The sequence below is a fragment of the Streptomyces sp. P17 genome, from assembly GCF_032436805.1.
Taxonomy (GTDB): domain Bacteria; phylum Actinomycetota; class Actinomycetes; order Streptomycetales; family Streptomycetaceae; genus Streptomyces.
Genome location: NZ_JAVRBF010000052.1, coordinates 36765 through 62937, shown reverse-complemented (window position 1 = coordinate 62937; position 26173 = coordinate 36765). Strand labels below are relative to the sequence as shown.

22 protein-coding genes are annotated in these 26173 nt (G+C 71.1%); 15 read left to right on the top strand and 7 right to left on the bottom strand.

Going from position 1 to position 26173, the window contains the following annotated elements; all coding sequences use genetic code 11:
* Nucleotides 1–150 precede the first annotated feature (150 nt).
* The 7 genes from RMT89_RS29425 (at nucleotide 151) to RMT89_RS29395 (ending at nucleotide 11408) form a co-directional block, all read left to right on the top strand.
* A complete protein-coding gene (locus RMT89_RS29425; RefSeq protein WP_315886807.1) occupies nucleotides 151–1674 on the top strand; it encodes a leucyl aminopeptidase in 1524 nt (507 codons plus the stop codon).
* 326 nt (nucleotides 1675–2000) lie between these two features.
* Nucleotides 2001–3389, top strand: a complete 1389-nt coding sequence (gene lpdA, locus RMT89_RS29420; protein WP_315886806.1) for a dihydrolipoyl dehydrogenase — start codon at nucleotides 2001–2003, stop codon at nucleotides 3387–3389.
* Between the two features lie 61 nt (nucleotides 3390–3450).
* Nucleotides 3451–5271, top strand: a complete 1821-nt coding sequence (gene sucB, locus RMT89_RS29415) for a 2-oxoglutarate dehydrogenase, E2 component, dihydrolipoamide succinyltransferase (protein ID WP_315886805.1) — start codon at nucleotides 3451–3453, stop codon at nucleotides 5269–5271.
* An 869-nt stretch (nucleotides 5272–6140) separates the two neighbouring features.
* Entirely contained in the window at nucleotides 6141–6770 is a 630-nt protein-coding gene (locus RMT89_RS29410; RefSeq protein ID WP_315886804.1) for a GntR family transcriptional regulator, read from the top strand.
* A 298-nt stretch (nucleotides 6771–7068) separates the two neighbouring features.
* The gene (aceE, locus tag RMT89_RS29405) at nucleotides 7069–9771 is read left to right on the top strand and encodes a pyruvate dehydrogenase (acetyl-transferring), homodimeric type (RefSeq protein WP_315886803.1); all 2703 of its coding nucleotides are present in this window, start codon (nucleotides 7069–7071) and stop codon (nucleotides 9769–9771) included.
* Nucleotides 9772–9826: 55 nt separating this feature from the next.
* Nucleotides 9827–10813 (top strand): WYL domain-containing protein, encoded by a 987-nt coding sequence (locus RMT89_RS29400; protein WP_315886802.1) that lies wholly within the window; start codon nucleotides 9827–9829, stop codon nucleotides 10811–10813.
* Nucleotides 10814–10889: 76 nt separating this feature from the next.
* On the top strand, nucleotides 10890–11408 hold the full coding sequence (locus RMT89_RS29395; protein WP_315886810.1) for a DUF4240 domain-containing protein: 519 nt from the start codon (nucleotides 10890–10892) through the stop codon (nucleotides 11406–11408).
* Nucleotides 11409–11569: 161 nt separating this feature from the next.
* Here RMT89_RS29395 and RMT89_RS29390 read toward each other — a convergent pair whose 3' ends face one another.
* Both RMT89_RS29390 and RMT89_RS29385 read right to left on the bottom strand, forming a co-directional pair.
* Entirely contained in the window at nucleotides 11570–11758 is a 189-nt protein-coding gene (locus tag RMT89_RS29390) for a hypothetical protein (RefSeq protein ID WP_315886801.1), read from the bottom strand.
* 91 nt (nucleotides 11759–11849) lie between these two features.
* Entirely contained in the window at nucleotides 11850–12668 is an 819-nt protein-coding gene (locus RMT89_RS29385; protein WP_315886800.1) for a peptidoglycan recognition protein, read from the bottom strand.
* Nucleotides 12669–12965: 297 nt separating this feature from the next.
* Here RMT89_RS29385 and RMT89_RS29380 point away from each other — a divergent pair, with 297 nt between their 5' ends.
* Nucleotides 12966–14159 (top strand): MarP family serine protease, encoded by a 1194-nt coding sequence (locus tag RMT89_RS29380; protein WP_315886809.1) that lies wholly within the window; start codon nucleotides 12966–12968, stop codon nucleotides 14157–14159.
* A gap of 146 nt (nucleotides 14160–14305) precedes the next feature.
* Here the strand turns inward: RMT89_RS29380 and RMT89_RS29375 are convergent, their stop codons facing one another.
* Nucleotides 14306–14803 (bottom strand): GNAT family N-acetyltransferase, encoded by a 498-nt coding sequence (locus RMT89_RS29375; RefSeq protein ID WP_315886799.1) that lies wholly within the window; start codon nucleotides 14801–14803, stop codon nucleotides 14306–14308.
* A 70-nt stretch (nucleotides 14804–14873) separates the two neighbouring features.
* On the opposite strand from RMT89_RS29375, the gene RMT89_RS29370 reads away from it, so the two are divergent.
* Both RMT89_RS29370 and RMT89_RS29365 read left to right on the top strand, forming a co-directional pair.
* A complete protein-coding gene (locus RMT89_RS29370; RefSeq protein WP_315886798.1) occupies nucleotides 14874–15776 on the top strand; it encodes a TIGR01777 family oxidoreductase in 903 nt (300 codons plus the stop codon).
* A 163-nt stretch (nucleotides 15777–15939) separates the two neighbouring features.
* Nucleotides 15940–17283 carry an NAD(P)/FAD-dependent oxidoreductase gene (locus RMT89_RS29365; protein ID WP_315886797.1) on the top strand — a complete coding sequence of 448 codons (1344 nt, stop codon included), beginning with the start codon at nucleotides 15940–15942 and terminating at the stop codon, nucleotides 17281–17283.
* A gap of 255 nt (nucleotides 17284–17538) precedes the next feature.
* Here the strand turns inward: RMT89_RS29365 and RMT89_RS29360 are convergent, their stop codons facing one another.
* Nucleotides 17539–18978, bottom strand: a complete 1440-nt coding sequence (locus RMT89_RS29360) for a regulator (RefSeq protein ID WP_315886796.1) — start codon at nucleotides 18976–18978, stop codon at nucleotides 17539–17541.
* Between the two features lie 234 nt (nucleotides 18979–19212).
* On the opposite strand from RMT89_RS29360, the gene lipB reads away from it, so the two are divergent.
* From lipB to RMT89_RS29340, 4 genes are all read left to right on the top strand, one after another.
* A complete protein-coding gene (gene lipB, locus RMT89_RS29355; protein ID WP_315886795.1) occupies nucleotides 19213–20010 on the top strand; it encodes a lipoyl(octanoyl) transferase LipB in 798 nt (265 codons plus the stop codon).
* 106 nt (nucleotides 20011–20116) lie between these two features.
* Entirely contained in the window at nucleotides 20117–21082 is a 966-nt protein-coding gene (gene lipA, locus RMT89_RS29350) for a lipoyl synthase (RefSeq protein WP_315886794.1), read from the top strand.
* Between the two features lie 247 nt (nucleotides 21083–21329).
* Nucleotides 21330–21530 carry a hypothetical protein gene (locus RMT89_RS29345; RefSeq protein ID WP_315886793.1) on the top strand — a complete coding sequence of 67 codons (201 nt, stop codon included), beginning with the start codon at nucleotides 21330–21332 and terminating at the stop codon, nucleotides 21528–21530.
* A 70-nt stretch (nucleotides 21531–21600) separates the two neighbouring features.
* Nucleotides 21601–22302, top strand: a complete 702-nt coding sequence (locus RMT89_RS29340; protein WP_315886792.1) for a DUF4191 domain-containing protein — start codon at nucleotides 21601–21603, stop codon at nucleotides 22300–22302.
* A 3-nt stretch (nucleotides 22303–22305) separates the two neighbouring features.
* On the opposite strand, the gene RMT89_RS29335 is transcribed toward RMT89_RS29340, so the two are convergent.
* The 3 genes from RMT89_RS29335 to RMT89_RS29325 form a co-directional block, all read right to left on the bottom strand.
* On the bottom strand, nucleotides 22306–22809 hold the full coding sequence (locus RMT89_RS29335) for a flavin reductase family protein (protein ID WP_399498498.1): 504 nt from the start codon (nucleotides 22807–22809) through the stop codon (nucleotides 22306–22308).
* Between the two features lie 42 nt (nucleotides 22810–22851).
* Nucleotides 22852–24000 (bottom strand): acyl-CoA dehydrogenase family protein, encoded by a 1149-nt coding sequence (locus RMT89_RS29330; protein WP_315886791.1) that lies wholly within the window; start codon nucleotides 23998–24000, stop codon nucleotides 22852–22854.
* A gap of 76 nt (nucleotides 24001–24076) precedes the next feature.
* On the bottom strand, nucleotides 24077–24544 hold the full coding sequence (locus tag RMT89_RS29325) for an RDD family protein (protein ID WP_315886790.1): 468 nt from the start codon (nucleotides 24542–24544) through the stop codon (nucleotides 24077–24079).
* 210 nt (nucleotides 24545–24754) lie between these two features.
* Between RMT89_RS29325 and glnA the strand changes: the two genes are divergently transcribed.
* Nucleotides 24755–26164: a type I glutamate--ammonia ligase gene (gene glnA / locus RMT89_RS29320; protein ID WP_315886789.1), complete on the top strand. Its 1410-nt coding sequence runs from the start codon at nucleotides 24755–24757 to the stop codon at nucleotides 26162–26164.
* Nucleotides 26165–26173: the final 9 nt, after the last annotated feature.

Here is a 26173-nt window from a genome sequence, read left to right as displayed (position 1 = left end):
GGTCTTTGGCCGGTGCGGCGAGGGTGCGTGCCGGGCGCCGTGGGTGCTGTGCGGGACTTTCAAAACACCCCCTAGGGTCGGTCGTCGGGCCCGGTCGACCCACACCTTTCGGCCACTGCAACTTCACATCGGAAGCGAGATTTCACCACCGTGACTGCTCTCACTCTCAGCACCGCCGCGGCGCCCGGCCTGCGGGCCGACGCGATCGTGATCGGTGTCGCCAAGGGCGCCAAGGGCCCCGTGGTCGCCCCGGGCGCCGAAGCCCTGGACAAGGCCTACGACGGCCGGCTCGCCGGCGTCCTGGAGACCCTCGGTGCCTCCGGCGGCGAGGGCGAGGTGACCAAGCTCCCGGCACCGGCCGGCTTCAAGGCACCCCTCGTGGTGGCCGTCGGTCTCGGCGCGGAGCCCGAGAAGGACGCCGAGTTCAGCGCGGAGGCGCTGCGCAAGGCCGCGGGTGCGGCGGCGCGTGCGCTCGCCGGCTCGAAGAAGGCCGCCTTCGCTCTTCCCCTCGCGGACGCCGCGGACGCCGGTGCCGTCGCGGAGGGCGCGCTGCTCGGCGCGTACTCCTTCGACGCGTACAAGGACAACGGCAAGAACGCCAAGGGCAACGGCAAGGCGCCGCTCGGCGAGATCGCCCTGCTCGGCGGAAAGCCGCGGGACAAGGCGTACAAGGCCGCGATCGAGCGGGCCACCGCCGTCACCGAGGAACTCAACCGCGCCCGTGACCTGATCAACACCCCGCCGAACGACCTCAACCCGGAGGCCTTCGCCGCGGTCGCCCAGGCGGCGGCCAAGGAGCACGGAATCAAGGTGCAGGTGCTCGACGAGAAGGCCCTGGCCAAGGGCGGCTACGGCGGCATCCTCGGCGTGGGCGCCGGGTCCGCGGCGGGGCCGCGTCTGGTGAAGCTGTCGTACACGCACTCCAGGGCGAAGAAGCACCTCGCGTTCGTCGGCAAGGGCATCACCTACGACTCGGGCGGCATCTCGCTGAAGCCGGCGGGTCACAACGAGACGATGAAGTGCGACATGAGCGGTGCGGCGGCGGTCTTCGCGGCCGTCGTCGCCGCGGCGCGGCTCGGTCTTGAGGTCAACGTCACCGGCTGGCTGGCGCTGGCCGAGAACATGCCCTCCGGCTCCGCCACCCGGCCGGGTGATGTGCTGCGGATGTACAGCGGCAAGACCGTCGAGGTGCTGAACACCGACGCCGAGGGGCGCCTCGTGCTGGCCGACGCGCTGTGGGCGGCGTCGGAGGAGAAGCCGGACGCGATCGTGGACGTGGCGACGCTGACCGGGGCGATGGTGCTCGCGCTGGGGAACCGGACGTTCGGGGTCATGGCCAACGACGACGCGTTCCGCTCCGCGGTGGTGGAGGCGGCGGAGGAGGTCGGCGAGCCGTCGTGGCCGATGCCGCTGCCGGAGCACCTGCGCAAGGGGATGGACTCGCCCACCGCCGACATCGCGAACATGGGTGAGCGGATGGGTGGCGGTCTTGTCGCGGGGATCTTCCTGCGGGAGTTCGTGGGCGAGGGCATCACCTGGGCGCACATCGACATCGCGGGTCCGGCCTTCAACGAGCAGGGACCGTTCGGGTACACGCCGAAGGGTGGCACGGGGTCTGCCGTGCGGACGCTGGTGCGGGTGGCCGAGCTGACGGCCGCGGGCGAGTTGGGGTGACCTGCGCCTAAGACTCGGGTTCGCCCGTCGTGTGGCGGGTGCGGGGGCATGGGGGCTGGTCGCGCAGTTCCCCGCGCCCCTGGGCGGGCTGTGGGGCCGTATGCCGATATGGCCCCGCGGCCCTTCCGTATGTCACCCTCCCCTTCCCTTTGAGCGTGTGGTGTCTCACACGTCGGCCCCGCGTCTCGTTCCCCTCCGACAAGTGCGAAGATGGGGCTCGGCAGGACAGGGCCCCCACCGAAGGGCCGAAAGCAAAGAGCGGCCGGACACCAGCCGCCGACCGGTCACCGCAGACCGGCGTGGCGCACATGCATGGAGGACGTGACGTGGCGAACGACGCCAGCACCGTTTTCGACCTAGTGATCCTCGGCGGTGGTAGCGGTGGTTACGCCGCGGCCCTGCGCGGGGCGCAGCTGGGCCTGGACGTCGCCCTGATCGAGAAGGACAAGGTCGGCGGCACCTGCCTGCACCGGGGTTGCATTCCCACGAAGGCTCTGCTGCACGCGGGCGAGATCGCCGACCAGGCCCGCGAGAGCGAGCTGTTCGGTGTGAAGGCCACCTTCGAGGGCATCGACGTCCCGGCCGTCCACAAGTACAAGGAAGGTGTCGTCGCCGGCCTGTACAAGGGGCTCCAGGGGCTCATCGCCTCCCGCAAGGTGACGTACATCGAGGGCGCGGGCCGGCTCTCCTCCCCCACCTCCGTCGACGTGAACGGCCGGCGCATCCAGGGCCGGCACGTCCTGCTGGCGACCGGCTCGGTGCCGAAGTCGCTGCCGGGCCTGGAGATCGACGGCAACCGCATCATCTCCTCCGACCACGCCCTCGTCCTGGACCGCGTGCCGAAGTCGGCGATCGTCCTCGGCGGCGGTGTCATCGGCGTCGAGTTCGCCTCCGCCTGGAAGTCCTTCGGTACGGACGTCACCGTCATCGAGGGCCTCAAGCACCTCGTCCCGGTCGAGGACGAGAACTCCTCCAAGCTTCTTGAGCGCGCGTTCCGCAAGCGCGGCATCAAGTTCAACCTGGGCACCTTCTTCCAGAAGGCCGAGTACACCCAGGACGGTGTCAAGGTCACCCTCGCCGACGGCAAGGAGTTCGAGGCCGAGGTCCTGCTGGTCGCCGTCGGCCGCGGCCCGGTCTCCGCCGGTCTCGGCTACGAGGAGCAGGGCGTCGCCATGGACCGCGGCTACGTCCTCGTCGACGAGTACATGCGCACCAACGTCCCGACCATCTCCGCCGTCGGTGACCTCGTGCCCACGCTCCAGCTCGCGCACGTCGGCTTCGCCGAGGGCATCCTGGTGGCGGAGCGTCTGGCCGGTCTGAAGACCGTCCCGATCGACTACGACGGTGTCCCCCGCGTGACCTACTGCCACCCGGAGGTCGCCTCCGTCGGTATCACCGAGGCCAAGGCCAAGGAGATCTACGGCGCGGACAAGGTCGTCGCTCTGAAGTACAACCTGGCGGGCAACGGAAAGAGCAAGATCCTCAACACCGCGGGCGAGATCAAGCTCGTCCAGGTGAAGGACGGTGCCGTGGTCGGCGTCCACATGGTCGGCGACCGCATGGGCGAGCAGGTCGGCGAGGCCCAGCTGATCTACAACTGGGAAGCGCTGCCGGCCGAGGTCGCCCAGCTCATCCACGCCCACCCGACGCAGAACGAGGCGCTCGGCGAGGCCCACCTGGCCCTGGCGGGCAAGCCGCTCCACTCGCACGACTGACCCCTCGGTCGACGAACGCGACGACACAGACTTCCGCAATCCGTTAGGAGCAACCGAAACCATGGCGGTTTCCGTAACCCTTCCGGCGCTCGGCGAGAGCGTCACCGAGGGCACTGTCACCCGCTGGCTGAAGGCCGAGGGCGAGCGCGTCGAGGCCGACGAGCCGCTGCTCGAAGTCTCGACCGACAAGGTCGACACCGAGATCCCCTCCCCTGCCGCTGGTGTCCTGGCGTCCATCAAGGTCGCCGAGGACGAGACCGTTGAGGTCGGCGCCGAGCTGGCCGTCATCGACGACGGCACGGGCGCGCCCGCTGCCGCCCCGGCCCCGGCCGCCGAGCAGGTGGCCCCGCCGGCTCCCGAGCCGGCCCCGGCCGCCCAGCCGTCCACCGAGCAGGCGGCTCCGGCCCCCGCTCCCACCGCCGAGGCCACTGCCGGCGCCGGCTCCGCCGAGGGCACGGACGTCGTCCTGCCCGCACTCGGCGAGTCCGTCACCGAGGGCACCGTCACCCGCTGGCTGAAGTCGGTCGGTGACAGCGTCGAGGCCGACGAGCCGCTGCTGGAGGTGTCGACGGACAAGGTCGACACCGAGATCCCCGCCCCCGCGTCCGGCACCCTGCTGGAGATCGTGGTCGGCGAGGACGAGACGGCCGAGGTCGGCGCCAAGCTGGCCGTCATCGGCGCCCCGGGTGCGGCTCCGGCCGCTGCCCCGGCCCCCGCCGCCCCGGCCCCGGCGCCCGAGCCCGAGCCCGCTCCGGCTCAGGCCGCTCCGGCCCCCGCGCCGGCCGCCCCGGCTCCGGCTCCCGCTGCTCCGGCCGCCCCCGCCGCCCCGGCTCCGGCCGCCCAGGCCCAGGCTGCCGCCCCGGCCCCCGCGCCGGCCGCTCCTGCCGCCCCGGCTGCCCCGGCTGCCCCGGCCCCGGCCGCTCCGGCTCCCGCCGCGCAGGCCACCGACGAGGGCGCCTACGTCACCCCGCTGGTGCGCAAGCTCGCCGCCGAGAACGGCGTCGACCTGGCCGCCGTCAAGGGCACCGGTGTCGGCGGTCGTATCCGCAAGCAGGACGTCATCGCCGCCGCCGAGGCCGCGAAGGCCGCCGCCCCGGCTCCGGCCGCGGCCGCTCCTGCTGCCGCCGCTGCCAAGAAGGCCCCGACGCTGGAGGCTTCTCCCCTCCGCGGTCAGACCGTCAAGATGCCGCGCATCCGCAAGGTCATCGGCGACAACATGGTCAAGGCGCTGCACGAGCAGGCGCAGCTGTCCTCGGTCGTCGAGGTCGACGTCACCCGCCTGATGAGGCTGCGCGCCCGGGCCAAGGACGCGTTCGCGGCCCGTGAGGGCGTCAAGCTCTCCCCGATGCCGTTCTTCGTCAAGGCCGCGGCCCAGGCGCTGAAGGCCCACGCGCCCATCAACGCCAAGATCAACGAGGCCGAGGGGACCATCACCTACTTCGACACCGAGCACATCGGTATCGCGGTGGACTCCGAGAAGGGCCTGATGACCCCGGTCATCAAGAACGCCGGTGACCTCAACCTCGCCGGCATTGCCAAGGCCACCGCCGACCTGGCGGGCAAGGTCCGGGCCAACAAGATCACGCCGGACGAGCTGTCGGGCGCGACCTTCACCATCTCCAACACCGGTTCGCGCGGCGCGCTCTTCGACACGATCATCGTGCCGCCGGGCCAGGTCGCGATCCTCGGCATCGGCGCCACGGTCAAGCGCCCGGCCGTCATCGAGACGGAGGAGGGCTCGGTCATCGGCGTCCGCGACATGACGTACCTGACCCTCTCCTACGACCACCGCCTGGTCGACGGCGCCGACGCGGCCCGTTACCTGACGGCCGTCAAGGCGATCCTGGAGGCGGGCGAGTTCGAGGTCGAGCTCGGCCTGTAAGCCACTTCGTCCGTACGACGGCGCCCCGTCCGGAACCTTCCGGGCGGGGCGCCGTATTTTTTCGCGGCCTGCTGTCTCCTTCCTATGAAGCGCGCACCTCCATGACCTTGTGGTGGTGCTTCCGGGATCATGGGGACCCGGCTGGCGAACGTCGACGGCGGCGCGGTCTGGGATGTGTCGGGGGGCGCGTTGTGGCGGGCCCTGCGCACCTTCAGCCGGTCGGTGAAGGGGTTACGGCTGCCGGTCGACACCGGCGACGACCACCCCGGCGACGGCATGCACCCGGTCGGCGTGATGCGCAGACCCCCCAAACGCCTGTGCTCTGCTCGAACTCCTCGTCCACCAGGACGAGTTCACGGGAACAGTCCACCTGGCCATCTCGGCCGTCCTCGCAGAGGACACCTACGACCCCCCGGCGGCGACCTCCGCTTCCTCACCGACAACGGCGGTGGCAGCGACGCCCCCATCTCCGACCAGGGCCTGCGCAAACTGCTCACTGAGTTCGTCGCCGAAGGCCTACGCCTCGTCGTCCTCAGCGCCTGCTCGACCCAAGGGCTCGCGCAGCCGCTCGCCCGGGCCGTCCCTGCGTCATCGGCACCGGCGGCCCCATCACCGACACCGCCGACCTGCACAGGCCCTCCACCTCGTCGGGCCCGAATACCGCACGCCCCCCGCCCGGGACACCGTCAAGCCCCGAGGCAGTGGCCTGTCCTGGCGGCTGCGCGAAAAGCCGCTGCCCGGTGGCCCGGATCACCGGCCCTGGCGTGTAAGTCTCGTCTCACCTGCGCGAAAGCGCCCCTGTGCGCCCCTACAGGAAGGGCCGACGGCCTTATTGTCTAATCGTCAAACGCGCGCCCTAAGGAGCCCTCATGACCGCGCCCGTCGTCCACTCGCTGCGGGAACAGATCCGCGAGCACATCCTGGAAGGGATCATCAGCGGACGCTGGCAGCCGGGCGAGCGGATCGTGGAGCGGCGGATCGCGACCGAGCTGGAGGTCAGCCAGACGCCGGTGCGGGAGGCGCTGCGGGAGCTGGAGTCGTTGCGGCTGATCGAGTCGGCGCCGAACAAGGGCGTGCGGGTCAGGAATCTGACCGCCGCTGATCTGGAGGAGAGTTACCCCGTACGGGCCGGTCTCGAAGCCATCGCCGCCGAGCTCGCGGCGGCGCGGCTGGCGGAGGACTGCTCGGCGCTGGAACCGCATGTCGCCGCGCTGTACGAGGCTGACCGGAACGCCGACGGGACCGCCCAGGTGCGGCACACCGTCGGCTTCCATCGGGAGATGGTGCGCGCGGCCGGGAACTCCGTACTCCTGCACACCTGGGAAGGGCTCGGCATCGAGGTCTTCACCGCCCTCTCCATCCGTTGGCTGGGCACCGTCCAGCAGTCGTACGCCGAAGAGCACGAGGAGCTCGTGCAGGCCTTCCGGCGGCGTGACCCGCGCATCGCGGAGCTGGTCAAGGCTCACGTCCTCGGCTGCGCCCCCCGCCACGAGTCCTGAACGCCAGAAGAGCACGGCAGAGCCACAGAAGAGCACGAAACCCTGAGCGCACCCCCGCTCATACGTCGCCCCACCTGCGAAAACCCACGTCACCCGGTGCCACCGCCGGAGGCACCCCGTGCCGACTTTCTCGTGATCAAGAGGTTTTCGCCCTCAACCCTTTGATCGATCATCGATCAGGGAGTTACAGTCGCCGACGGGTCTGAACCGAGACCCACGCCCTGTCCTGCCAAAGACCAAGGGCACCCCCGAACCCTTACCGATGAGGGAACCCCCTTCGACTGAGGAAGGCGGCGACATGACCGACCCCAACGCCATCCAGCCCAGCGAGCTCGACCAGCTCCACGACCGGGACCCGGAGGAGACCGCCGAATGGCAGGCCTCGCTGGACGCGGTCGCCAAGGCTGCCGGCCCGCACCGTGCGGCTTATCTGATGCGCCGCACACTGGAGCGCGCGGAGGGCACCGGCATCGCGCTGCCCAAGCTGCTGGAGACCGATTACCTCAACACCATCCCCACCGCCGCCGAGGCACCCGTCCCCGGCGACGAGGAGATGGAGCGGAAGATCACCGCCTGGAACCGCTGGAACGCGGCGGCCATGGTGACCCGCGGCAGCAAATACGGCGTCGGCGGCCACATTGCCACCTTCGCCTCCGCCGCCTGGCTGTACGAGACCGGCTTCAACCACTTCTTCATGGGGAAGGAGGCGGACGGGTCTGGTGACCAGCTGTACATCCAGGGGCACGCCTCCCCCGGTATCTACGCCCGCGCCTTCCTCGACGGGCGGCTGAACGAGCACCACCTCGACAACTTCCGCCAGGAGTCCGGCGGCAACGGCCTCCCCTCGTACCCGCACCCGCGCCGGCTGCCCTGGCTGTGGGAGTTCCCGACCGTCTCCATGGGGCTCGGTCCGCTCTCCGCGATCTACCAGGCACGCTTCAACCGGTACCTGACCAACCGCGGTATCAAGGACGTCTCCGCGTCCCATGTCTGGGCCTTCCTCGGTGACGGCGAGATGGACGAGCCCGAGTCGACCGCCGCACTCGCGCTGGCGAGCCGTGAGGGTCTCGACAACCTCACCTTCGTCATCAACTGCAACCTGCAGCGCCTCGACGGCCCGGTCCGCGCCAACTTCAAGATCGTGCAGGAGCTGGAGGCCCAGTTCCGCGGCGCCGGCTGGAACGTCATCAAGACGCTGTGGGGTACGGCCTGGGACGAGCTGTTCCAGCTCGACACCACGGGCGCGCTCGTACGCCGGCTGCGCGAGGTGCCGGACGCGCAGGTGCAGACGTACCAGACCCGTGACGCCGCCTATATCCGCCAGGACTTCTTCGGCAAGGACCCGGCGCTCGTCGAGATGGCGAAGCTGCTGAGCGACGACAAGATCCTGGAGTGCTTCCACCTCTCCCGCGGTGGTCACGAGGCGCGCAAGGTGTACGCCGCCTACAAGGCCGCCGTCGAGTTCAAGGGCGCGCCGACCGTGATCCTGGCCCAGACGGTCAAGGGCCACACCCTCGGCGAGGGCTTCGCGTCGAAGAACGCCAACCACCAGATGAAGAAGCTGACGGTGGACGAGTTCAAGACGATGCGTGATCTGCTCGAACTGCCCATCAAGGACAGCGACTTCGTCGACGGTGTCGTGCCTTACGGCCACCCGGGCGCCGACTCCCCCGAGGTCCGTTACCTCCAGGAGCGCCGCGCGGCCCTGGGCGGTCCCGCCCCGGCCCGTCGTACGCACGCCCTGGCCCCGCTGCCCGCCCCCGCCGAGAAGGCCTTCGCCTCCTTCGACAAGGGCTCGGGCAGCCAGAACGTGGCCACCACCATGGCCTTCGTCCGGCTCGTCAAGGACCTGGTCCGGGACAAGGAGTCGGGCAAGCGCTGGGTGCCTATCGTGCCGGACGAGGCGCGCACCTTCGGTATGGAGTCGCTCTTCCCGTCGCTGGGCATCTACTCGCCCAAGGGCCAGACGTACGAGCCCGTCGACCGCGACCAGCTCATGTACTACAAGGAGGCCAAGAACGGCCAGATCCTCAACGAGGGGATCACCGAGGCCGGTTCGATGGCCGACTTCATCGCCGCTTCCACCGCGTACTCCACGCACGGCGAGGCGATGATCCCGTTCTACATCTTCTACTCGATGTTCGGCTGGCAGCGCACGGCCGACCAGATGTGGCAGCTCGGCGACCAGCTCGGCCGTGGGTTCCTCGTGGGTGCCACCGCCGGCCGTACGACCCTGACCGGTGAGGGTCTCCAGCACGCCGACGGCCACTCCCCCGTCATCGCGGCGACCAACCCCGCCGCCCTGACGTACGACCCGGCCTTCGCCTACGAGGTCGCGGCCATCGTCAAGGACGGCCTGCGCCGGATGTACGGCGAGGCGGCGCCGGGCGAGGACCCGAACGTCTTCTACTACCTGACCGTCTACAACGAGCCGCTGCCGCAGCCCGCGAAGCCGGCCGGGCTCGGTATCGACGAGGGCATCGTCAAGGGCCTGTACCGCTTCAACACGGCCGAGTCGGCGGGCGTGACCGTGCCGGCGAACGCCCCGCGCATCCAGCTCCTGGGCTCCGGTACGGCGATCCACTGGGCGCTGAAGGCGCAGCGGATGCTCGCCGAGGAGTGGGGTGTCGCGGCCGATGTCTGGTCGGCGACGTCCTGGACCGAGCTGCGGCGCGACGCCCTGGAGGCGGACGCGGCGCTGCTGCGGGGCGAGGAGCGGGTGCCGTACGTCCGTCAGGCGCTGCAGGGTGCCGAGGGTCCGGTGCTGGCGGTCTCCGACTACATGCGCCAGGTCCCGGACCAGATCGCGCAGTGGGTCGAGCAGGACTGGTCCTCCCTGGGCGCGGACGGCTTCGGTCTGTCCGACACCCGTGAGGCGGCCCGCCGCCACTTCGGTGTGGACGCCGAGTCCATCGTGGTCGCGGCCCTGGCCCAGCTGGCCAAGCGCGGGGAGGCCAAGGCGACGGCGGTGAAGGAAGCGCGCGAGAAGTACGGCCTGTAAGACAGGACGTCAAGGAGGCCCTCACTTCGGTGGGGGCCTCCTGCATGATGGCCGTATGCGCGCCGCCCGCCTGATCAAAATGGTCCTGCTGCTCCAGTCCCGCCCCTCCATGACCGCCGCCGAACTGGCTCGGGAGCTTGAGGTGTCCGAGCGGACCGTCACCCGGGACGCGCAGGCGCTCTCGGAGGCGGGGGTTCCGGTGTACGCCGACCGGGGGCGGGCCGGGGGATACCGGCTGATCGGGGGCTATCGGACGCGGCTCACCGGGCTGCACCGCAGTGAGGCCGAGGCGCTGTTCCTGTCCGGGGTGCCGGGGGCGCTGCGGGAGATGGGGCTTGAGGATGCCGCATCCGCCGCGCGGCTCAAGGTGTCCGCCGCCCTGCTGCCGTCGCTGAGAGACGCCTCGCGGACGGCCTCGCAGCGGTTTCATCTGGACGCGCCCAACTGGTTCAAGGAGCCCGGGACACCGGCTCTGCTGCCCGCCGTCGCGGAGGCCGTGTGGGACGACCGGCGGGTCGTCGCGGTGTACCGGCGCGGCGAGGGTGAGGTGCGGCGGGAGCTGGAGCCGTACGGGCTCGTGCTGAAGGCCGGGGTCTGGTACCTGTGCGCGCGGGTCGCGGGCCATGGGACGTACCGCGTCTATCGCATCGACCGGTTCCTCGCCGTCGAGGCCGGCGAGGAGCGCTTCGAGCGGGACGAGGAGTTCGATCTGCCCGCCTTCTGGGAGGAGCGGGCCGAGCAGTTCGCGCGGTCCATCCTGCGCGCCGGGGTCGTCGTACGGCTGTCCCCGGACGGCGCGCGCAGGCTGCCGTACGCCGTCGATCCGCAGTCCGCGCGGGAGGCGCTCGCGGAGGCGGGCGAACCGGACGGGGAGGGGTGGGTGACCGTGACGGTTCCCGTGGAGTCCGAGGAGGTCGCGCACACCCAGCTCGCCTCGCTGGGCCCCGAGGTCGAGGTACTGGCGCCCGACACCCTGCGGGCGCGCTGCGCGGCCGACGCGGTCCGTCTCGCCGCGCTGTACGGCGCGGAACAGCCCCGATAACAACCGCGGACGCCCGATAACAATCCGCCACACTCCACGTGCGCCCCACCCGTCAAGGGCCGATGCTGGACCCGTGATGGACGAGACGGAGTTCTGGGAGCTGGTGGACGCCACGCGCGAGGCCGCCGAGGGCGACCCCGAGGAGCAGGCGGACCTGCTGGTGGACCGGCTGCTCCAGCTGGATCCCGAGATGGTTCTGGACTTCGCCCGTCATTTCGAGGCCCGCTACAACCGCGCCTACACCTGGGACCTGTGGGGCGCCGCCTCGGTGCTGCTGGACGGCGCGAGCGACGACGCCTTCGACTTCTTCCGGTGCTGGCTGATCGGCCAGGGCCGGGAGGTGTACGAGGGGGCTGTGCACGATCCCGACTCGCTCGCCGATCTCCTGGACGACTTCGACGAGGAGTTCGACGGTGACGGCGAGGAGCTCGGCTACGCGGCCGACGAGGCCTACGAGCAGCTCACCGGCACCGTCGCCCCGGACCTCGGCATCCCGCCGGCCGCCGCGGAACCCGCGGGCACCCCGGTGGACTTCGAGAACGAGCGGGCTCTGGCGGATCGTTACCCCAAGCTCTGGGAACGCTTCCGGGACTAGGGGGTGTTTTGAAAGTCCTGTGCGGTGCCCGCGGTGTTCGGTGCGTGCCCTCGGCGTGCCGGACGAAGGCCCTCGTACTGGACGTACTTGGGTCTTTGGCCGGTGCGGCGAGGGTGCGTGCCGGGCGCCGTGGGTGCTGTGCGGGACTTTCAAAACACCCCCTAGAAGCGGCGGCGGCTGGACTCGGACGGGATGTACGCCTTCGTCTGGTCGGCCTCCACCACGCGGTACGGCGGCGCCGCGTTGGCCTGGTCGAGGGCCGATGCCGTGACGGCCGCCGGTCCCAGGACGACGGCCGCGACCGCACAGACCACCGTCCACACACGACCACTGCTGATGCTGCTGCTCATGATCCCCACCCCTCCGGTCGGCTTGTGGGCACGACGGTAGGGCGGCCGGATCTGAGCGCCCTGCGCAAGCGCTGTGCCCTTCCTGTGAGCCTCAGCGGCGGCCCTGGAGGCGGGCCGCCAGCTGCCGGATCTCGGGCAGCAGGGCGCCGAGGGCGGCGCCGGGACAGCTGGTCATGTAGCCGTCCTTGTGCGCGGCGAAGGTGTGCAGGGTGGCGGCGGTGCCGCGTGTGTACCGGCTGAGGCTGTTGCTGGAGACCAGGCGGACCTTCGCGCGCGGGTCGGTGCCGGACAGGCCCAGCTTCCAGGCGGCGAGGGCGGCGATGGAGTCGGTCATCGCCTTGGGCACCTCCGCGCCGGCCGTGAAGGTGCCGAGGGCGGCGATTCCGGCGGTGCGGTGGTTGAAGCCTTGGGTGTGGGCGCCGGTGACGGGGCGGTCGGCGCCGCCCGCGCGGCCCTCGTAGATGATGCCGCAGCGGTCTACGAGGAAGTTGTAGCCGATGTCGTCCCAGTCGCGGGGTCCCGTCTGCCCCGTGTACAGGTAACGGATGATGCGGGGCGACTCGGCGCAGTCGTAGGCGTTGGGCGAGTTGGTGTGGTGGATGAAGACGGCGACGACCTTGTCGTCGTAGCGCGGTGGCGGCTGTTTGCGCCGGGTGTCCGCGTCGAGCCATTCCGAGCGCGGCACGATGGGCGGCCGGGGGGCGGTGTGCAGGCCGGCGGGACGGGCCGCGAGGGGACGTACGGAGGCTGCCGTGGAGCGCTCCACGCCGCTCGCGCACAGGGCCAGCGCCGTGACGGCGGCGAGCCCCGGCAGACAGCCGAGCGCGACGAGCGCCGCGCCGGGTATTCGGGCGGTACGACGCCTTCGTGCCCCCCGCGTTCTTCGGAAGGCCGGTCGGAAGACACACATGGACCCACTGTCCGACGGATCCACTCAGCCCGCGATCTGTGCTCTGCCAGCTGGAGGAACCATCGTCATGGTCTGAGGCGTTTTCCGGGGTACACGCACGCGTGGCGCAGGGGCGCGCCGGTAGAGAGGGGACGAGCGCGCGGAGGCCCGCAGGGCTGAGCACGGTCGTCCCCTCGACACCGGCTGAGGCGCCCCTGCGACACATCTATGTCTCGCGCGTTCCGGGCGCCACGCGCGCGTGGCTGATCATCGGGCCCGTTCCGTGCGTACTGGATGGTCCGAGAGAAAGGCGGCTCCGTGGACCTGCTCGACATCCTGCTGTTGCTCGCGATCCTGGCCTACGCGGCGTCCGGCTACCGGCGCGGTCTGCTCGCCGGGTGCGTCTCGCTCGCCGGGTTCGTGGGCGGCGCGGTCATCGGTGTGTGGGTGCTGCCGTGGGTGATGGACCTGGTGACGCCGGCGACGACCGCGGCGACGGTGACCGCGATGCTGACGGTGCTGGTCCCGGCGGCCGTGGGGCACGAGCTGGCGGGGCGGCTCGCGCTGCGGCTGCGCCGGGAGCTGGGCCGTGGCAGTCTCGGTCCGCTGAGGGTGGCCGACGGGATCGGCGGGGCGGTGGCCAACTCGGTGGCCGTGCTGATCGTGGCCTGGGTCGCGGCGAGCGTGCTGGCCGCGTCCTCCTCACCGCTGCTGACGTCGGCGATCCGGGACTCCCGGCTGCTGGGGACCGTGCAGGACGCGATGCCGGACACGACCCCCGGGTGGTTCTCCGACGCCACCTCCGCGCTCACCCAGGCGGGCTTCCCGCAGGTGTTCAACCCGTTCGAGAACGAGTCGACCGCCGAGGTCGCCAGGCCCACCGGCGACAGCGTCACCGCGGCCGCCACCAACGCCGCAAAGCTGAGCACGGTCAAGATCGAGGGCGTCTCCGGCTCCCAGGGCCGCGAGGGCAGCGGGTTCGTGTACGCGCCGCGGCGTGTGATGACCAACGCCCATGTGGTGGCCGGTATCGACGAGCCGAGCGTGCGGGTCGGCGGGGTGGGTCCGGCGTTCGCCTCACGGGTGGTGCTGTTCGACCCGGACAAGGACGTGGCGGTGCTGTACGTGCCGGAGCTGAGGGCGCCGGTGCTGAAGTTCGACGACGACGCGGCGCGCGGGGACTCGGCGGTGGTCGCCGGTTATCCGCAGGACGGCGATCTGAACCTCCGGGCGGCCACCGTGGCCAACCGGGTGCGGGCGACGGGCCAGAACATCTACAACGACGAGACGGTGACCCGCGAGATCTACTCGATCCGCTCCACCGTACGCCCGGGCAACTCCGGCGGCCCGCTGCTGACCACCGAGGGCCGGGTGTACGGCGTGGTCTTCGCCCGCTCCACCTCCGACGACGAGACCGGCTACGTGCTGACCACGGCCGAGGTCGCCGAGGACGCCGAGCGGGCGGCGGAGGCGACGCGGGCGGTGGACACGCGCGAGCTGGTCACGTCGTAGGACGGCCCGCTCCACGATCATGGGAGACCTCCCTGACCTCCAGGAGGTTCCCATGGCCGTCTTCTTCCTGATCTCCCTGCTCGCGGCGGGGGCCGCCCTCTTCCTCACGGTGCGCCGACGTCGTGCGGCCGCCACCCATGACCAGATCAGAGACTGCGCCCCATGACGACGTCGTCGACGTAGCCGCCCTCCAGGAAGAACTCCTCGGGCAGCACGCCCTCCACCACGAACCCCTCGGACTCGTACAGCTTGCGGGCCGGGGTGTTGTGGCCGAGGACCCGCAGGGTCAGCCGGCGGGCGCCGCGGCGGCGGGCCTCCTCGACGGCCGCCCGGATCAGCGCGCGCCCGACGCCCAGGCCGCGCGCCTCGTCGGAGACGGCGAGTCCCTGGATCTGCCGGACATGCGCGTTCGAGGCGAGCGGCGTGGGGAAGGCGAGCCGGATGTAGCCGACGACGCGGCGGTCCAGCTCGGCGACCAGATAGTCCTCGGGCAGGTGTCGCTCGTCGAAGAAGGCGCGGTACGGCGGTTGCGGGCGCGGTGTGACCGCGTGCAGCGTCGACCAGGTGGCACGGTCGAGGCGGGCCAGCTCCTCCTCGTCGTCGGGGAGGGCGAAGCGTATGTGCGGCGGCTGGGGCTCGGGCATGCGGGCCACCTTACGGCGGCGACCGGCTGAGCTGACCAGGCATTTATGACGGCGGGGACAGGATGGGATCATGGAACTTTCAAAAATCGCGGTGGCCGGGGCGTCCGGGCTCATCGGCGGCGCCCTGGTGCGGTCCCTGACGGCGGACGGGTACGAGGTGGTGCGGCTGGTACGGCGCGCGCCACGGGCGCAGGACGAGGTCCGCTGGGACCCCGAGGCCCGGTTCGTCGACGCCGCCTCGCTCGCGGGGTGCGACGCGGTGCTCAACTTCGCGGGGGCCAACGTGGGTTCGCGGCGCTGGACGGACGCGTACAAGACGCGGATCCGGTGCAGCCGGGTGCTGGGCACGGCGGCGCTCGCGGAGGCGATGGCGTCGATGGACGAGCCGCCGCGGGTCTTCGTCAACGGCAGCGCGATCGGCTATTACGGCGACACCGGCGACCGGGTCGTCGACGAGAGCGCGCCGCACGGGGCGGGCTTTCTGCCCGAGCTGTGCGCGGAGTGGGAGGGGGCCGCGGCGCCCGCCGAGCGGGTGGGCGTGCGGACGGTGTTCGTGCGCACGGGTCTGGTGGTGGCCCGGCACGGCGGGGCCTGGGGGCGGCTGTTCCCGCTGTTCAAGGCGGGGCTCGGCGGGCGGATGGGCGACGGGCGGCAGTACTGGTCGTTCGTCTCGCTGCACGACGAGGTGGCGGCGATCCGGCATCTGATGGCGGCCGACGGTCTGTCGGGGCCGTTCAATGTGACGGCGCCCGAGCCGCTGACGAACCGTGAGATCACCGCGGCGATGGGGCGCGTACTGCACCGGCCGACGCTGTTCACGGTGCCGGAGCCGGTGCTGCGGACGGCGCTCGGGGAGATGGCCGGGGATGTGCTCGGCAGTCAACGGGTGGTGCCGAAGCGGCTGGTGGAGTCGGGGTTCAGCTTTGCGTTCCCGGACATCGAAGGGGCCGTACGGGCGGCGCTGACCTCGTAGGGCCGTCAACCTGTCCGTATGCGACCGTTGTGCGACCGTGCCCTGTCGATGCGCGACTTCCCCTGACCGATCACGGCCCTAACCTCGATCCGAACTCGGGTATCCCCGGAGCCTGTTGGGGGCATGACGTCTCCACCGGCCGCGCAACGTCGAGGAGGGGCACGTGCTTGAGCCCGCGTACCAGGCGGACGTCGTCGTCGTGGGAGCCGGGGTCGCCGGCCTCGCGGCGGCGCATCGGCTGACCAGCGCAGGAGTGACCACCGCCGTTCTGGAGGCCGCCCATGAGGTGGGCGGCCGTATGTCGACCGAGAAGGTCGACGGCTTCCGGCTCGACCGCATCGGGCAGCTGATGTCCACGTCGTATCCCGAACTGCAGTTGACCCCGGGACTCGACGCGCTCGTCCTGAGCACCTTCGCTCCCGGGGTCCTGCTGCACAGCGACGGGCGCAGGCAGCGCGTGGGCGCTCCGGCGTCCCAGGGGGGCGCGAGGGGCGCACTCCACGCGGTGCGCGCCCTGGCGAGCGCCCCCAGGCCTACGTCGGCGCCGCGCGCGCCGCTCGGCACAGCGGTCGACCAGGCGCGGCTCGCCGCCGCGCTGGCCCGTCTCGCGGGTACGCCGGTCGAGCGGCTGCTGGCCCGTCCCGAGTCGCCGGCCGGTCGGTCCCTGACCACCCGCGGGCTTCCGGCCCGCACGGTCGACGGCTTCCTGCGGCCGCTGCTGTCGGCCCTGCTGTGCGATCCGGAGCTGACGGCCTCCAGCCGGTGCGCGGATCTGGCGCTGCGCTCCTTCGCGAGCGGGCGGCTCTGTGTGCCGGAGGGGGGCGCGGAGACACTGCCGCACCTGCTCGCGCGCTCGCTGCCCGCGGGGGCCGTGCACACGGGGGTGCGGGTCACCTCGGTCTCCACGACCTCGGTGACCACGGCGGAGCACGGGGTGTTCCGGTGCCGAGCGGTACTGCTGGCCACGGGTGCACGCACCGCCGCCGGTCTCCTGCCCGGGCTGCGGGTCCCGGACTTCCACCCGGTGACGGTCGTCCACCACACGACGGACGAGCCGCCGTCGACCGGCGCGGCCCTGCTCCTGGACGCCGACAGGGGCGGCCCCGTCGCGCACACGGCGGTGGTGAGCGCGGTCGACCCGACGCGCGCCCCGGCGGGCCGGGCCCTGGTGTCGTCGACGGTCCTGGGCACACCCCCGGCCGACCTCGACACGGCGGTCCGCACCCACCTCGCGCGCCTGTACGGCACACCCACCTGGCGCTGGGAAACCCTGGCGGTCCATCACACCCCCGACGCGGTCCCCTCCATGCGCCCCCCGCACGACCCCCACCGCCCGGTACGCCTCCTGGCGGGCCTGTACGTCTGCGGCGACCACCGCGACACCAGCACGATCCAGGGCGCACTGCACTCGGCCCACCGCGCGACCCGCTCCATCCTGACGGACCTGGGAACGGCAGGCTCCCTGCACAGGGCGGAACCGGAGCCTACGGAGGCGAGGGCGGCGTAGCGGCCGGGAGCTGACGGCCTATCGGCACCGGCGGGCAGGAACGTCGCGGCCGGGCGCCGTCGCGGCGGGGATCGGTGACCGGCGGTTGCCCGACTGGCGGCACCGGCAATCCCGCCGCGACGGCGCCCAGCCCCGGCGGCGGCGAGCGGCGGTGCCGAACCGCCCTCAGCCCACCAGGCCGGTGCCGAACCGCCCTCAGCCCACCAGGCCGGTGCCGAATCCCCCTCAGCCCACCAGGCCGGTGCCGAATCCCCCTCAGCCCAGTACCGCCGCCACCTTGTCCCGATACCCCCGTACCGGTGCCGCGTCCTTGTACGGCTCCAGTCTGCGTTCGAAGTCCCGGATGTACTCCAGGGCCCGTACCGAGCGCATCTCGGCCGCCTGGCCCGCGGCCTCCGCGCCCAGGGCGCAGGCCTGGTCGAGTTCGCCCAGGCCCAGGCGGGCGGAGGCGAGGACGACCCGGCAGAAGAGGCGGCTTCGGGCGAAGGCCGGGGCCCGGAGCTGGAGGGACCGCTCCGCGTGCTGCACCGCCGCCCGGAACTGCTGCAGATCCCGGTGGCAGTGGCCGAACTCGTCCGCCAGTTGCGCCTCGTCGAAGAACCGCGCCCAGGGCGGGACGTCGTCAGCGGGCCGGGCCGCCTCCAGCGCGCGCTCGGCGCGGACCAGGGACGCCGTACACGCCCGTACCTCCCCCAGCACCCCGTGCCCGCGCGCCTCGGCCGCGTGCAGCAGTGCCTGGACGGCCGGCGGGGCGTTCGTACCGACGCCCTGCTGGGCCACCCGCGCGAGCTGCACCGCCTCCCGTCCGTGCCCGAGATAGACGGCCTGCCGGCTCATCGTGACCAGCACGTACGAGCCGTACGCCCGGTCCCCCGCCGCCTGCGCCAGCCGCAGCGACTGGACGTAGTACCGCTGCGCGAGGCCGTGCGCGGCGATGTCGTACGAGGTCCAGCCCGCGAGCCGGGTCAGATCGGCGGCCGCGGCGAACAGGCGGCGGCCGGTCTGCTCGCCGTAGGTGCCGCGCAGCATCGGCTCGCACTCGTGCTCCAGGTAGCGCACGAGGGCCTGGCGGGCGTGGCCGCCGCCGTACATGTCGTCGAGGGTGCGGAAGAGCTCGCCGACCGAGCGCAGGGCGTTGATGTCGCCCCCGGTGACCTTCTGGCCGGGGCCGCGCTCGGCCTGGCCGCGCTGTCGGGGCACCCCCGGCCTGCCCTGCACGGGCACCCGCACCGGCCCCTCACCGTGCGCGACCTTCTCGTCGGCCCGGCCGATCAGCCAGTCCCGGCTGGGCACCACCAGCCCGGCCGGGGTGAACGCGATCTTGCGCAGCTCGGCATGGCTGCCGGAGTCCTTGCGCCACAGCCCGCTGACGATGTCGACGGCCTCCTCGGGGGTGCTGGCGAACTCCAGGCCCGCGTAGACGGGGGCGCAGGCGTCCAGGCCGAGGTCCTGGGCGGTGAGCCGACGGCCGAGGCGGCGGGTGAAGACCTCGGCGATGAGGGCGGGAGTGGTGCCGCGCGGCTGCTGTCCGCGCAGCCACCGGGTCACGGATGTCTTGTCGTATCTCAGGTCCAGCCCGTGTTCGAGTCCGAGCTGGTCCACGCGACGGGCGAGACCCGCGTTGGAGAACCCCGCTTCTGCGATGAGCGCGGCGAGCTGGCGGTTGGGAGTGCGCTGCGCGGGTCGTTCCGTCATCTGCGGTGCGGTCTCCTGCCTTCCAGGCCTTTGACTTGCCCGGATTGCCTGTGAGCAGCCCTTATGGCCTCTGTGAACGGCGCGAATGTAGCGGAGAGTGAGCAGGTGATCGCACACTTCGCCACCCGTTCATCCGATCGTGTGAGGATTGACCTCAGGGCTGACGCTCGACCGGCAGTCGTACAGTGGCGTAGGCACCATTCGTGCCTTACGACGTCCAGGGAGGCGCTTGCCGTGAGTGAGTTGCGGTTCGTCCGTATGGGGTTCGGCGCGAACGCCGTCGAGTACCAGGAGGCCTGGGACGAGCAGCGCCGGGTGCACGCGGCGCGGTTCGCCGACGAGGTCCCCGACACCGTGCTGCTCCTCGAACACCCGCCGGTCTACACGGCCGGCCGGCGCACGGCGGACAACGAGCGGCCGCTGGACGGCACCCCGGTCATCGACGTCGACCGCGGCGGCAAGATCACCTGGCACGGCCCGGGCCAGCTGGTCGGCTACCCGATCCAGAAGCTCCCCCGTCCGGTGGACGTCGTGGCGCATGTACGACGCCTGGAAGACGCCCTGATCCGCACGTGCGCGGAGTTCGGCCTGGAGACCACCCGGGTCGAGGGCCGCAGCGGGGTGTGGGTGCTCGGCGATCCGGTCGAGCAGCGCCCCGCCATCGGTGGCCTGTCCCTCGACTTCGACCCCCGTCTGCAGGACGAGGAGTTCGACGCGCGTCTGAACGGCCCCGAGTACGCCCCGTCCAACGCGGGCCAGCGCCGCGAGGACCGCAAGATCGCCGCGATCGGCATCCGGGTCGCCAAGGGCGTCACGATGCACGGCTTCGCGCTGAACGTGAACCCCGACAACAAGTGGTTCGACCGCATCATCCCGTGCGGCATCCGCGATGCGGGCGTCGCCTCCCTCGCCGCCGAGCTCGGCCGGGACGTGACGATCGACGAGGTGCTGCCGGTCGTCGAGCGGCACTTGGGGGACGTACTGGAGAACGCGGAACTGAAGCCGCGGGAGATCGAGAAGGCGACCGTCTGACGCCGGGAATCCGCCCTCGGGCTGTGGGGTTGGCCTCACAGCAGGGCTGAGTAAACACGGGCGTACCCTGGTGTACGCCGAAGAATCGAAGCTACAGGGAGCCGATGTGTCCGCAGTCACCCCCGACGGACGCAAGATGCTGCGCCTTGAGGTCCGGAACGCCCAGACCCCCATCGAGCGCAAGCCCGAGTGGATCAAGACCCGGGCGAAAATGGGTCCCGAGTACACCGCGATGCAAAAGCTCGTGAAGAGCGAGGGGCTGCACACGGTCTGCCAGGAGGCCGGCTGTCCCAACATCTACGAGTGCTGGGAGGACCGCGAGGCGACCTTCCTCATCGGCGGCGACCAGTGCACCCGGCGCTGTGACTTCTGCCAGATCGACACCGGCAAGCCCGAGGCGCTGGACCGCGACGAGCCGCGCCGCGTCGGTGAGTCCGTGGTCACCATGGACCTGAACTACGCCACCATCACCGGCGTCGCCCGCGACGACCTGGAGGACGGCGGCGCCTGGCTGTACGCCGAGACGGTCCGCCAGATCCACCAGCAGACCGCCGGCCGTGAGGCCGGCCGCACCAAGGTCGAGCTGCTGGCCCCCGACTTCAACGCCGTCCCGGAGCTGCTCCAGCAGGTCTTCGAGTCCCGCCCCGAGGTCTTCGCGCACAACGTCGAGACGGTCCCCCGGATCTTCAAGCGCATCCGCCCGGGCTTCCGCTACGAGCGCTCCCTGAAGGTCATCACCGAGGCTCGTGACTTCGGCCTGGTCACCAAGTCGAACCTGATCCTCGGCATGGGCGAGACCCGCGAGGAGGTCAGCGAGGCGCTGCGCCAGCTGCACGAGGCGGGCTGCGAGCTGATCACCGTCACGCAGTACCTGCGTCCCTCCGTGCGCCACCACCCGGTGGAGCGCTGGGTCAAGCCGAACGAGTTCGTGGAGCTGAAGGAGGAGGCCGAGCAGATCGGCTTCTCCGGTGTGATGTCCGGCCCGCTGGTCCGCTCCTCCTACCGCGCCGGGCGGCTGTACCAGATGGCCGTCGAGAAGCGTGGTGCGTACGTCGCCTCGCAGGCCGTCTGATGGCACGGAGTGCCACCGGGCGCGTGTGAAACTGCGCACAAGCAACTACCGCCCGGTAAAGGCCGATTGACGCGGTCCTGAGCATCCCCGCAGATAGGGACGCCATCGGGGCCGCGTCAGTGTTTTCGGTGCCCGTATCAAGGCTTCATTGGCGTTTGACCGGTCGGTCACGCCCTGGTAACACCAATCAGTGACGCTGGACTCACACCACGTACACCCGAAGCCGCTCCGAGGGGGGACCTCCACCATGCAGGCCGCGCCGGTACGCGCCACCGCCATCCCGTCCTTCACCACTGCACTCCGTGCCGTCGAATCGCTGCTCATGAGCAGCGGCCAGCGCACCGCCCGCCGCAACGCCTGGACGTCCGTCCTGGAGGACCGCCGCCGGGCCAAGGACCGTGTCGAGGCCCAGCAGGTGCTGGAGAGGACACTCGCCTCCCGTCTCTGACCGTTCCCCCACTGTTCGGTGACCGGCACTGCCGTCGTCGGCGCTCGCGGGGCCACGTAGACTTCGTGCCATGGCGAGAAGTGACAGCGCGGCGGATGCCGCTAACCCCGGGCGTCTGAAGCAGATCGCCCTGACGTACAAGATGACCCGCAGGGCCGACAAGAAGATCGGCTTTGTGCTCGCGGGGATCTTCCTCCTCATCCTCGGTGTCTTTCTCGCGATCGGCTTCCTGATCGGTCACCCGGTCTACCTCGGCATCCTGGGCGTTCTGCTCGCCTTCCTCGGCACGGCGATCATGTTCGGGCGGCGGGCCGAGCGGGCCGCCTTCGGGCAGATGGAGGGCCAGCCGGGCGCCGCGGCGGCGGTACTGGACAACATCGGCCGGGGCTGGACGACCACCCCCGCGGTGGCGATGAACCGCAGCCAGGACGTGGTGCACCGGGCGGTCGGCAAGGCCGGCATCGTGCTGGTCGCCGAGGGCAACCCGAACCGGGTGAAGAGCCTGCTGGCCGCCGAGAAGAAGAAGATGAACCGCATCGTCGTGGACGTTCCGGTGCACGATCTGATCGTTGGCGTCGGCGAGGACCAGGTCGAGCTGAAGAAGCTGCGCACGACCATGCTCAAGCTGCCGCGGGTGCTCTCCGGCCCCCAGGTGACCGCCACCAACGACCGGCTGCGCGCCCTGGGCGACCTGATGAGCAACATGCCGCTGCCGAAGGGGCCGATGCCCAAGGGCATGAAGCTCCCCAAGGGCGGCCCGAAGGCCCGCTGAGCCTCAGGCCAGCGTTCTGAAGGACCGGTCGTAGTAGACCATCGGGGCCCCTTCACCCAGCCGTACACCCGTCACCCGGCCGATCAGGACCGTATGGTCCCCGGCCGGGTGACGTGCGTGTGCCACGCAGTCCAGTTCGGACAGGGCCCGCTCGACCGTCGGCAGTCCACCAGGGCTCAGCCGCAGCCCGCCGGAGGCGAACTTGTCGGCGCCCTTGGTGGCGAAGCGCTCCGCGAGCGAGCGGTGGACCGGGGAGAGCACACTCACCGCGAAGCGGTCGCAGCGGGCGAACGACGTGGCCGAGTCGGCCGAGTTCGCGAGACAGACCAGAACCATCGGCGGTTCCAGCGACACGGAGCAGAACGAGCTGGCGGTGAAGCCGCGGGGAGTGCCGTCCTGGCACCGGGTGGTCACCACGACGACGCCCGAGGGGAAGCGGCCCATCGCCGCCCGGAACTCCTCGGGCGTCACGGCCGCGTCCGGTATCTCTGTGTCCTGGTCCATCATGACGTGACTATCCGTGAGCCACGCGGTCCCGGCAACCGGACGTCAGGGCCGGTCGGACAGTGCCCAGGCGCCGTATGCGGCCCCGGTGGACTCGAAGGAGAGCGCCACGTGCGAGGCGGCGCTGTTCACGTCCCGCCAGAAGCGCTGTACGGGATCGGTCGAGGCCTGCCCGGAGGTCCCGCTGGTGCGGAAGACGCGGTCGACCGCCGAGACCAGCAGTTCCACCGCCAGTGCCAGGTCCCTGGCCCCGCGGACGGCGGCCTCGCCGTCGGCCGGCGTCTCGATTCCGTCGGCGACCGCCGCGGTACGCCGGACGAGGAGTTCCGCGGCGTCCGCCTCGGCGGCCGAGCGGGCCAGGGAGACCTGCATCGAGGGCATCTCGCGTACGGCCCGGCCCCGACGGTCGACCCGCGACCCGGTCCGCTCGACCCAGGACCGCATGGCCCCTCGTACGGCGCCGACCAGCGGGGCGGCGAACGGCAGCGAGTTCACGGCGTACATCGGCACGATGTGACAGCGCGCGTCCGACGCGGGGGCCCGGCCGGCGTGGACGGCGGAGCGGGACAGGGTCCGGTGCTCGGGCACGAAGACGTCCGAGAGCACCAGGGTGTCGCTGCCGGTGCCCCGCATTCCGACGGAGTACCAGCTGTCGGTGATGGTGAAGTCGGCCTTCGGCACCGCGAAGTACCGCACTTCGGGCCGCCCCTCGGGGTCCTCGGAGCGCTCGTCCGGTACCGGCGCGCAGGCGAGCGCCCAGTCGGCGAAGTGGACTCCGCTGATGTACTTCCACTCACCGCTCAGCCGCCAGCCGCCGTCGACGCGGCGGGCGGTGCCGGAGGGCATCAGCGCGGCGGCGAGCAGGGCGTCCGGCCCGTCCGCCCAGATCTCCGCCTGCCCCTGCTCGGGCAGGAACGCCGCGTAGCGTCCGGCGTAGGCGGAGAGGGACGCCGCCCAGGCCGCCGAGGTGCAGCCCTCGCCGACGCGGACGACCGCCGAGGTCAGCTCGGTGAAGCCGCCGGCCGTACCGCCGTGGGCCACCGGCACGAAGTGCCGCGCGAAGCCGGCCTCCCGCACCGCGTGCACGACCTGTGGCGAAAGCCGCCGTGCGGCCTCCGCCTCCTCGCTGTGCCGGGCCGCGATGTCGGCGACCTGGGACGCCCTGACCACGATCGTCGACGTGTTCCGTTCCATGGCGGCAGTGTTTCGAACGCGGTTCGATGTCGACGGGACCCGGGGCCGTGGCGCCGCGGCGGTCACCCGACCGGCGTCAGATCCGGACCTCGACCGTGCGCGCCAGCCGGTCGTGCAGACCCCGGCCGTCGCGATCCCAGATCAGGGCGGGGACGGCGAGGCAGAGCAGGACCGTGCGCAGCAGGGCGCGCAGCGGATCGACGCGGCCGGTGTCCAGGGCGAGCACCCTCAGGCCGAAGAGCCGCTTGCCCGGGGTGAAGCCGACGCTGCCGAGGGTCAGGGCGCTCATCACGAACAGGATGAGCAGCGCCCAGTTGCCGGTGGCGGTGTCGTAGCCCTGTGTGACCAGGCCGTATGCGATCAAGAGGCACAGGCCCCAGTCCACGGCGAGGGCGCCGAGGCGCCTGCCCGGGCGGGCGATGGAGCCGGGCCCGTGCTCCGGCAGACCGAGTTGCTCACCCCGGTATCCGAAGTCGACACCGGCGTCCTCCATGGCCGCGCGGGGCCCGGAGAGCCACGATCCGAGTGCTTGCCTGTTGTCCACCCGTCCACGGTACTGCGCCCGTATATGACCGGGGACACCCGGGGTGCGTCGGGGCTACCGTGGAACGTGGGCCGGTTAACTTGTGCGAAACAAATGGGTCACGCCAGAGAAATCACGCGTCCCTAGGGTCGAGGTCAGCGTGTGCCACCGCACTGGCCGCACGAACGAACTACCACCCCGGCACGGACGGTCGGGAGTAGGAGGAGCTGGATGTTCCAGAACGCCGACGAGGCCAAGAAGTTCATCGCGGACGAGGACGTCAAGTTCATCGACGTCCGCTTCTGCGACCTGCCGGGCGTCATGCAGCACTTCACGGTGCCCGTCGAGGCGTTCGACCCGGACGAGGAGCTCGCGTTCGACGGTTCGTCGATCCGTGGTTTCCAGGCCATCCACGAGTCCGACATGGCGCTGCGCGCGGACCTGTCGACCGCCCGGGTCGACCCCTTCCGCCGTGACAAGACGCTGAACATCAACTTCTTCATCCACGACCCGATCACGGGCGAGCAGTACTCCCGTGACCCGCGCAACGTGGCGAAGAAGGCGGAGGCGTACCTCGCCTCGACCGGGATCGCGGACACCGCGTTCTTCGGTCCCGAGGCCGAGTTCTACGTCTTCGACTCGGTCCGCTTCGCGACCTCCGCGAACGAGTCCTTCTACCACATCGACTCCGAGGCGGGCGCCTGGAACACCGGTGCGCTGGAGGACAACCGCGGCTACAAGGTCCGCTACAAGGGCGGCTACTTCCCGGTCCCGCCGGTCGACCACTTCGCCGACCTGCGCGCCGAGATCTCCCTGGAGCTGGGCAAGGCCGGTCTGCAGGTCGAGCGCCAGCACCACGAGGTGGGCACCGCCGGCCAGGCCGAGATCAACTACAAGTTCAACACGCTGCTCGCCGCGGCCGACGACCTGCAGCTCTTCAAGTACATCGTGAAGAACGTGGCCTGGCGCAACGGCAAGACCGCGACCTTCATGCCGAAGCCGATCTTCGGTGACAACGGCTCGGGCATGCACGTGCACCAGTCGCTGTGGAGCAACGGCGACCCGCTGTTCTACGACGAGGCCGGCTACGCGGGCCTGTCGGACATGGCGCGCTACTACATCGGCGGCATCCTGAAGCACGCCCCGTCGCTGCTGGCCTTCACCAACCCGACGGTGAACTCCTACCACCGTCTGGTGCCGGGCTTCGAGGCGCCGATCAACCTGGTGTACTCGCAGCGCAACCGCTCCGCGGCCATGCGTATCCCGATCACGGGCTCCAACCCGAAGGCCAAGCGCGTCGAGTTCCGGGCGCCCGACTCCTCCGGCAACCCGTATCTGGCCTTCTCGGCCCTGCTCCTCGCGGGCCTGGACGGCATCAAGAACAAGATCGAGCCGGCCGAGCCGATCGACAAGGACCTGTACGAGCTGGCTCCCGAGGAGCACGCGAACGTCGCCCAGGTCCCGACCTCCCTCCCGGCCGTCCTGGACTCCCTGGAGCGCGACCACGAGTTCCTGCTCGCCGGCGACGTCTTCACGTCCGACCTGATCGAGACGTGGATCGACTTCAAGCGCGCGAACGAGATCGCCCCGCTCCAGCTGCGTCCGCACCCGCACGAGTTCGAGCTGTACTTCGACGTGTGATCGACGCCT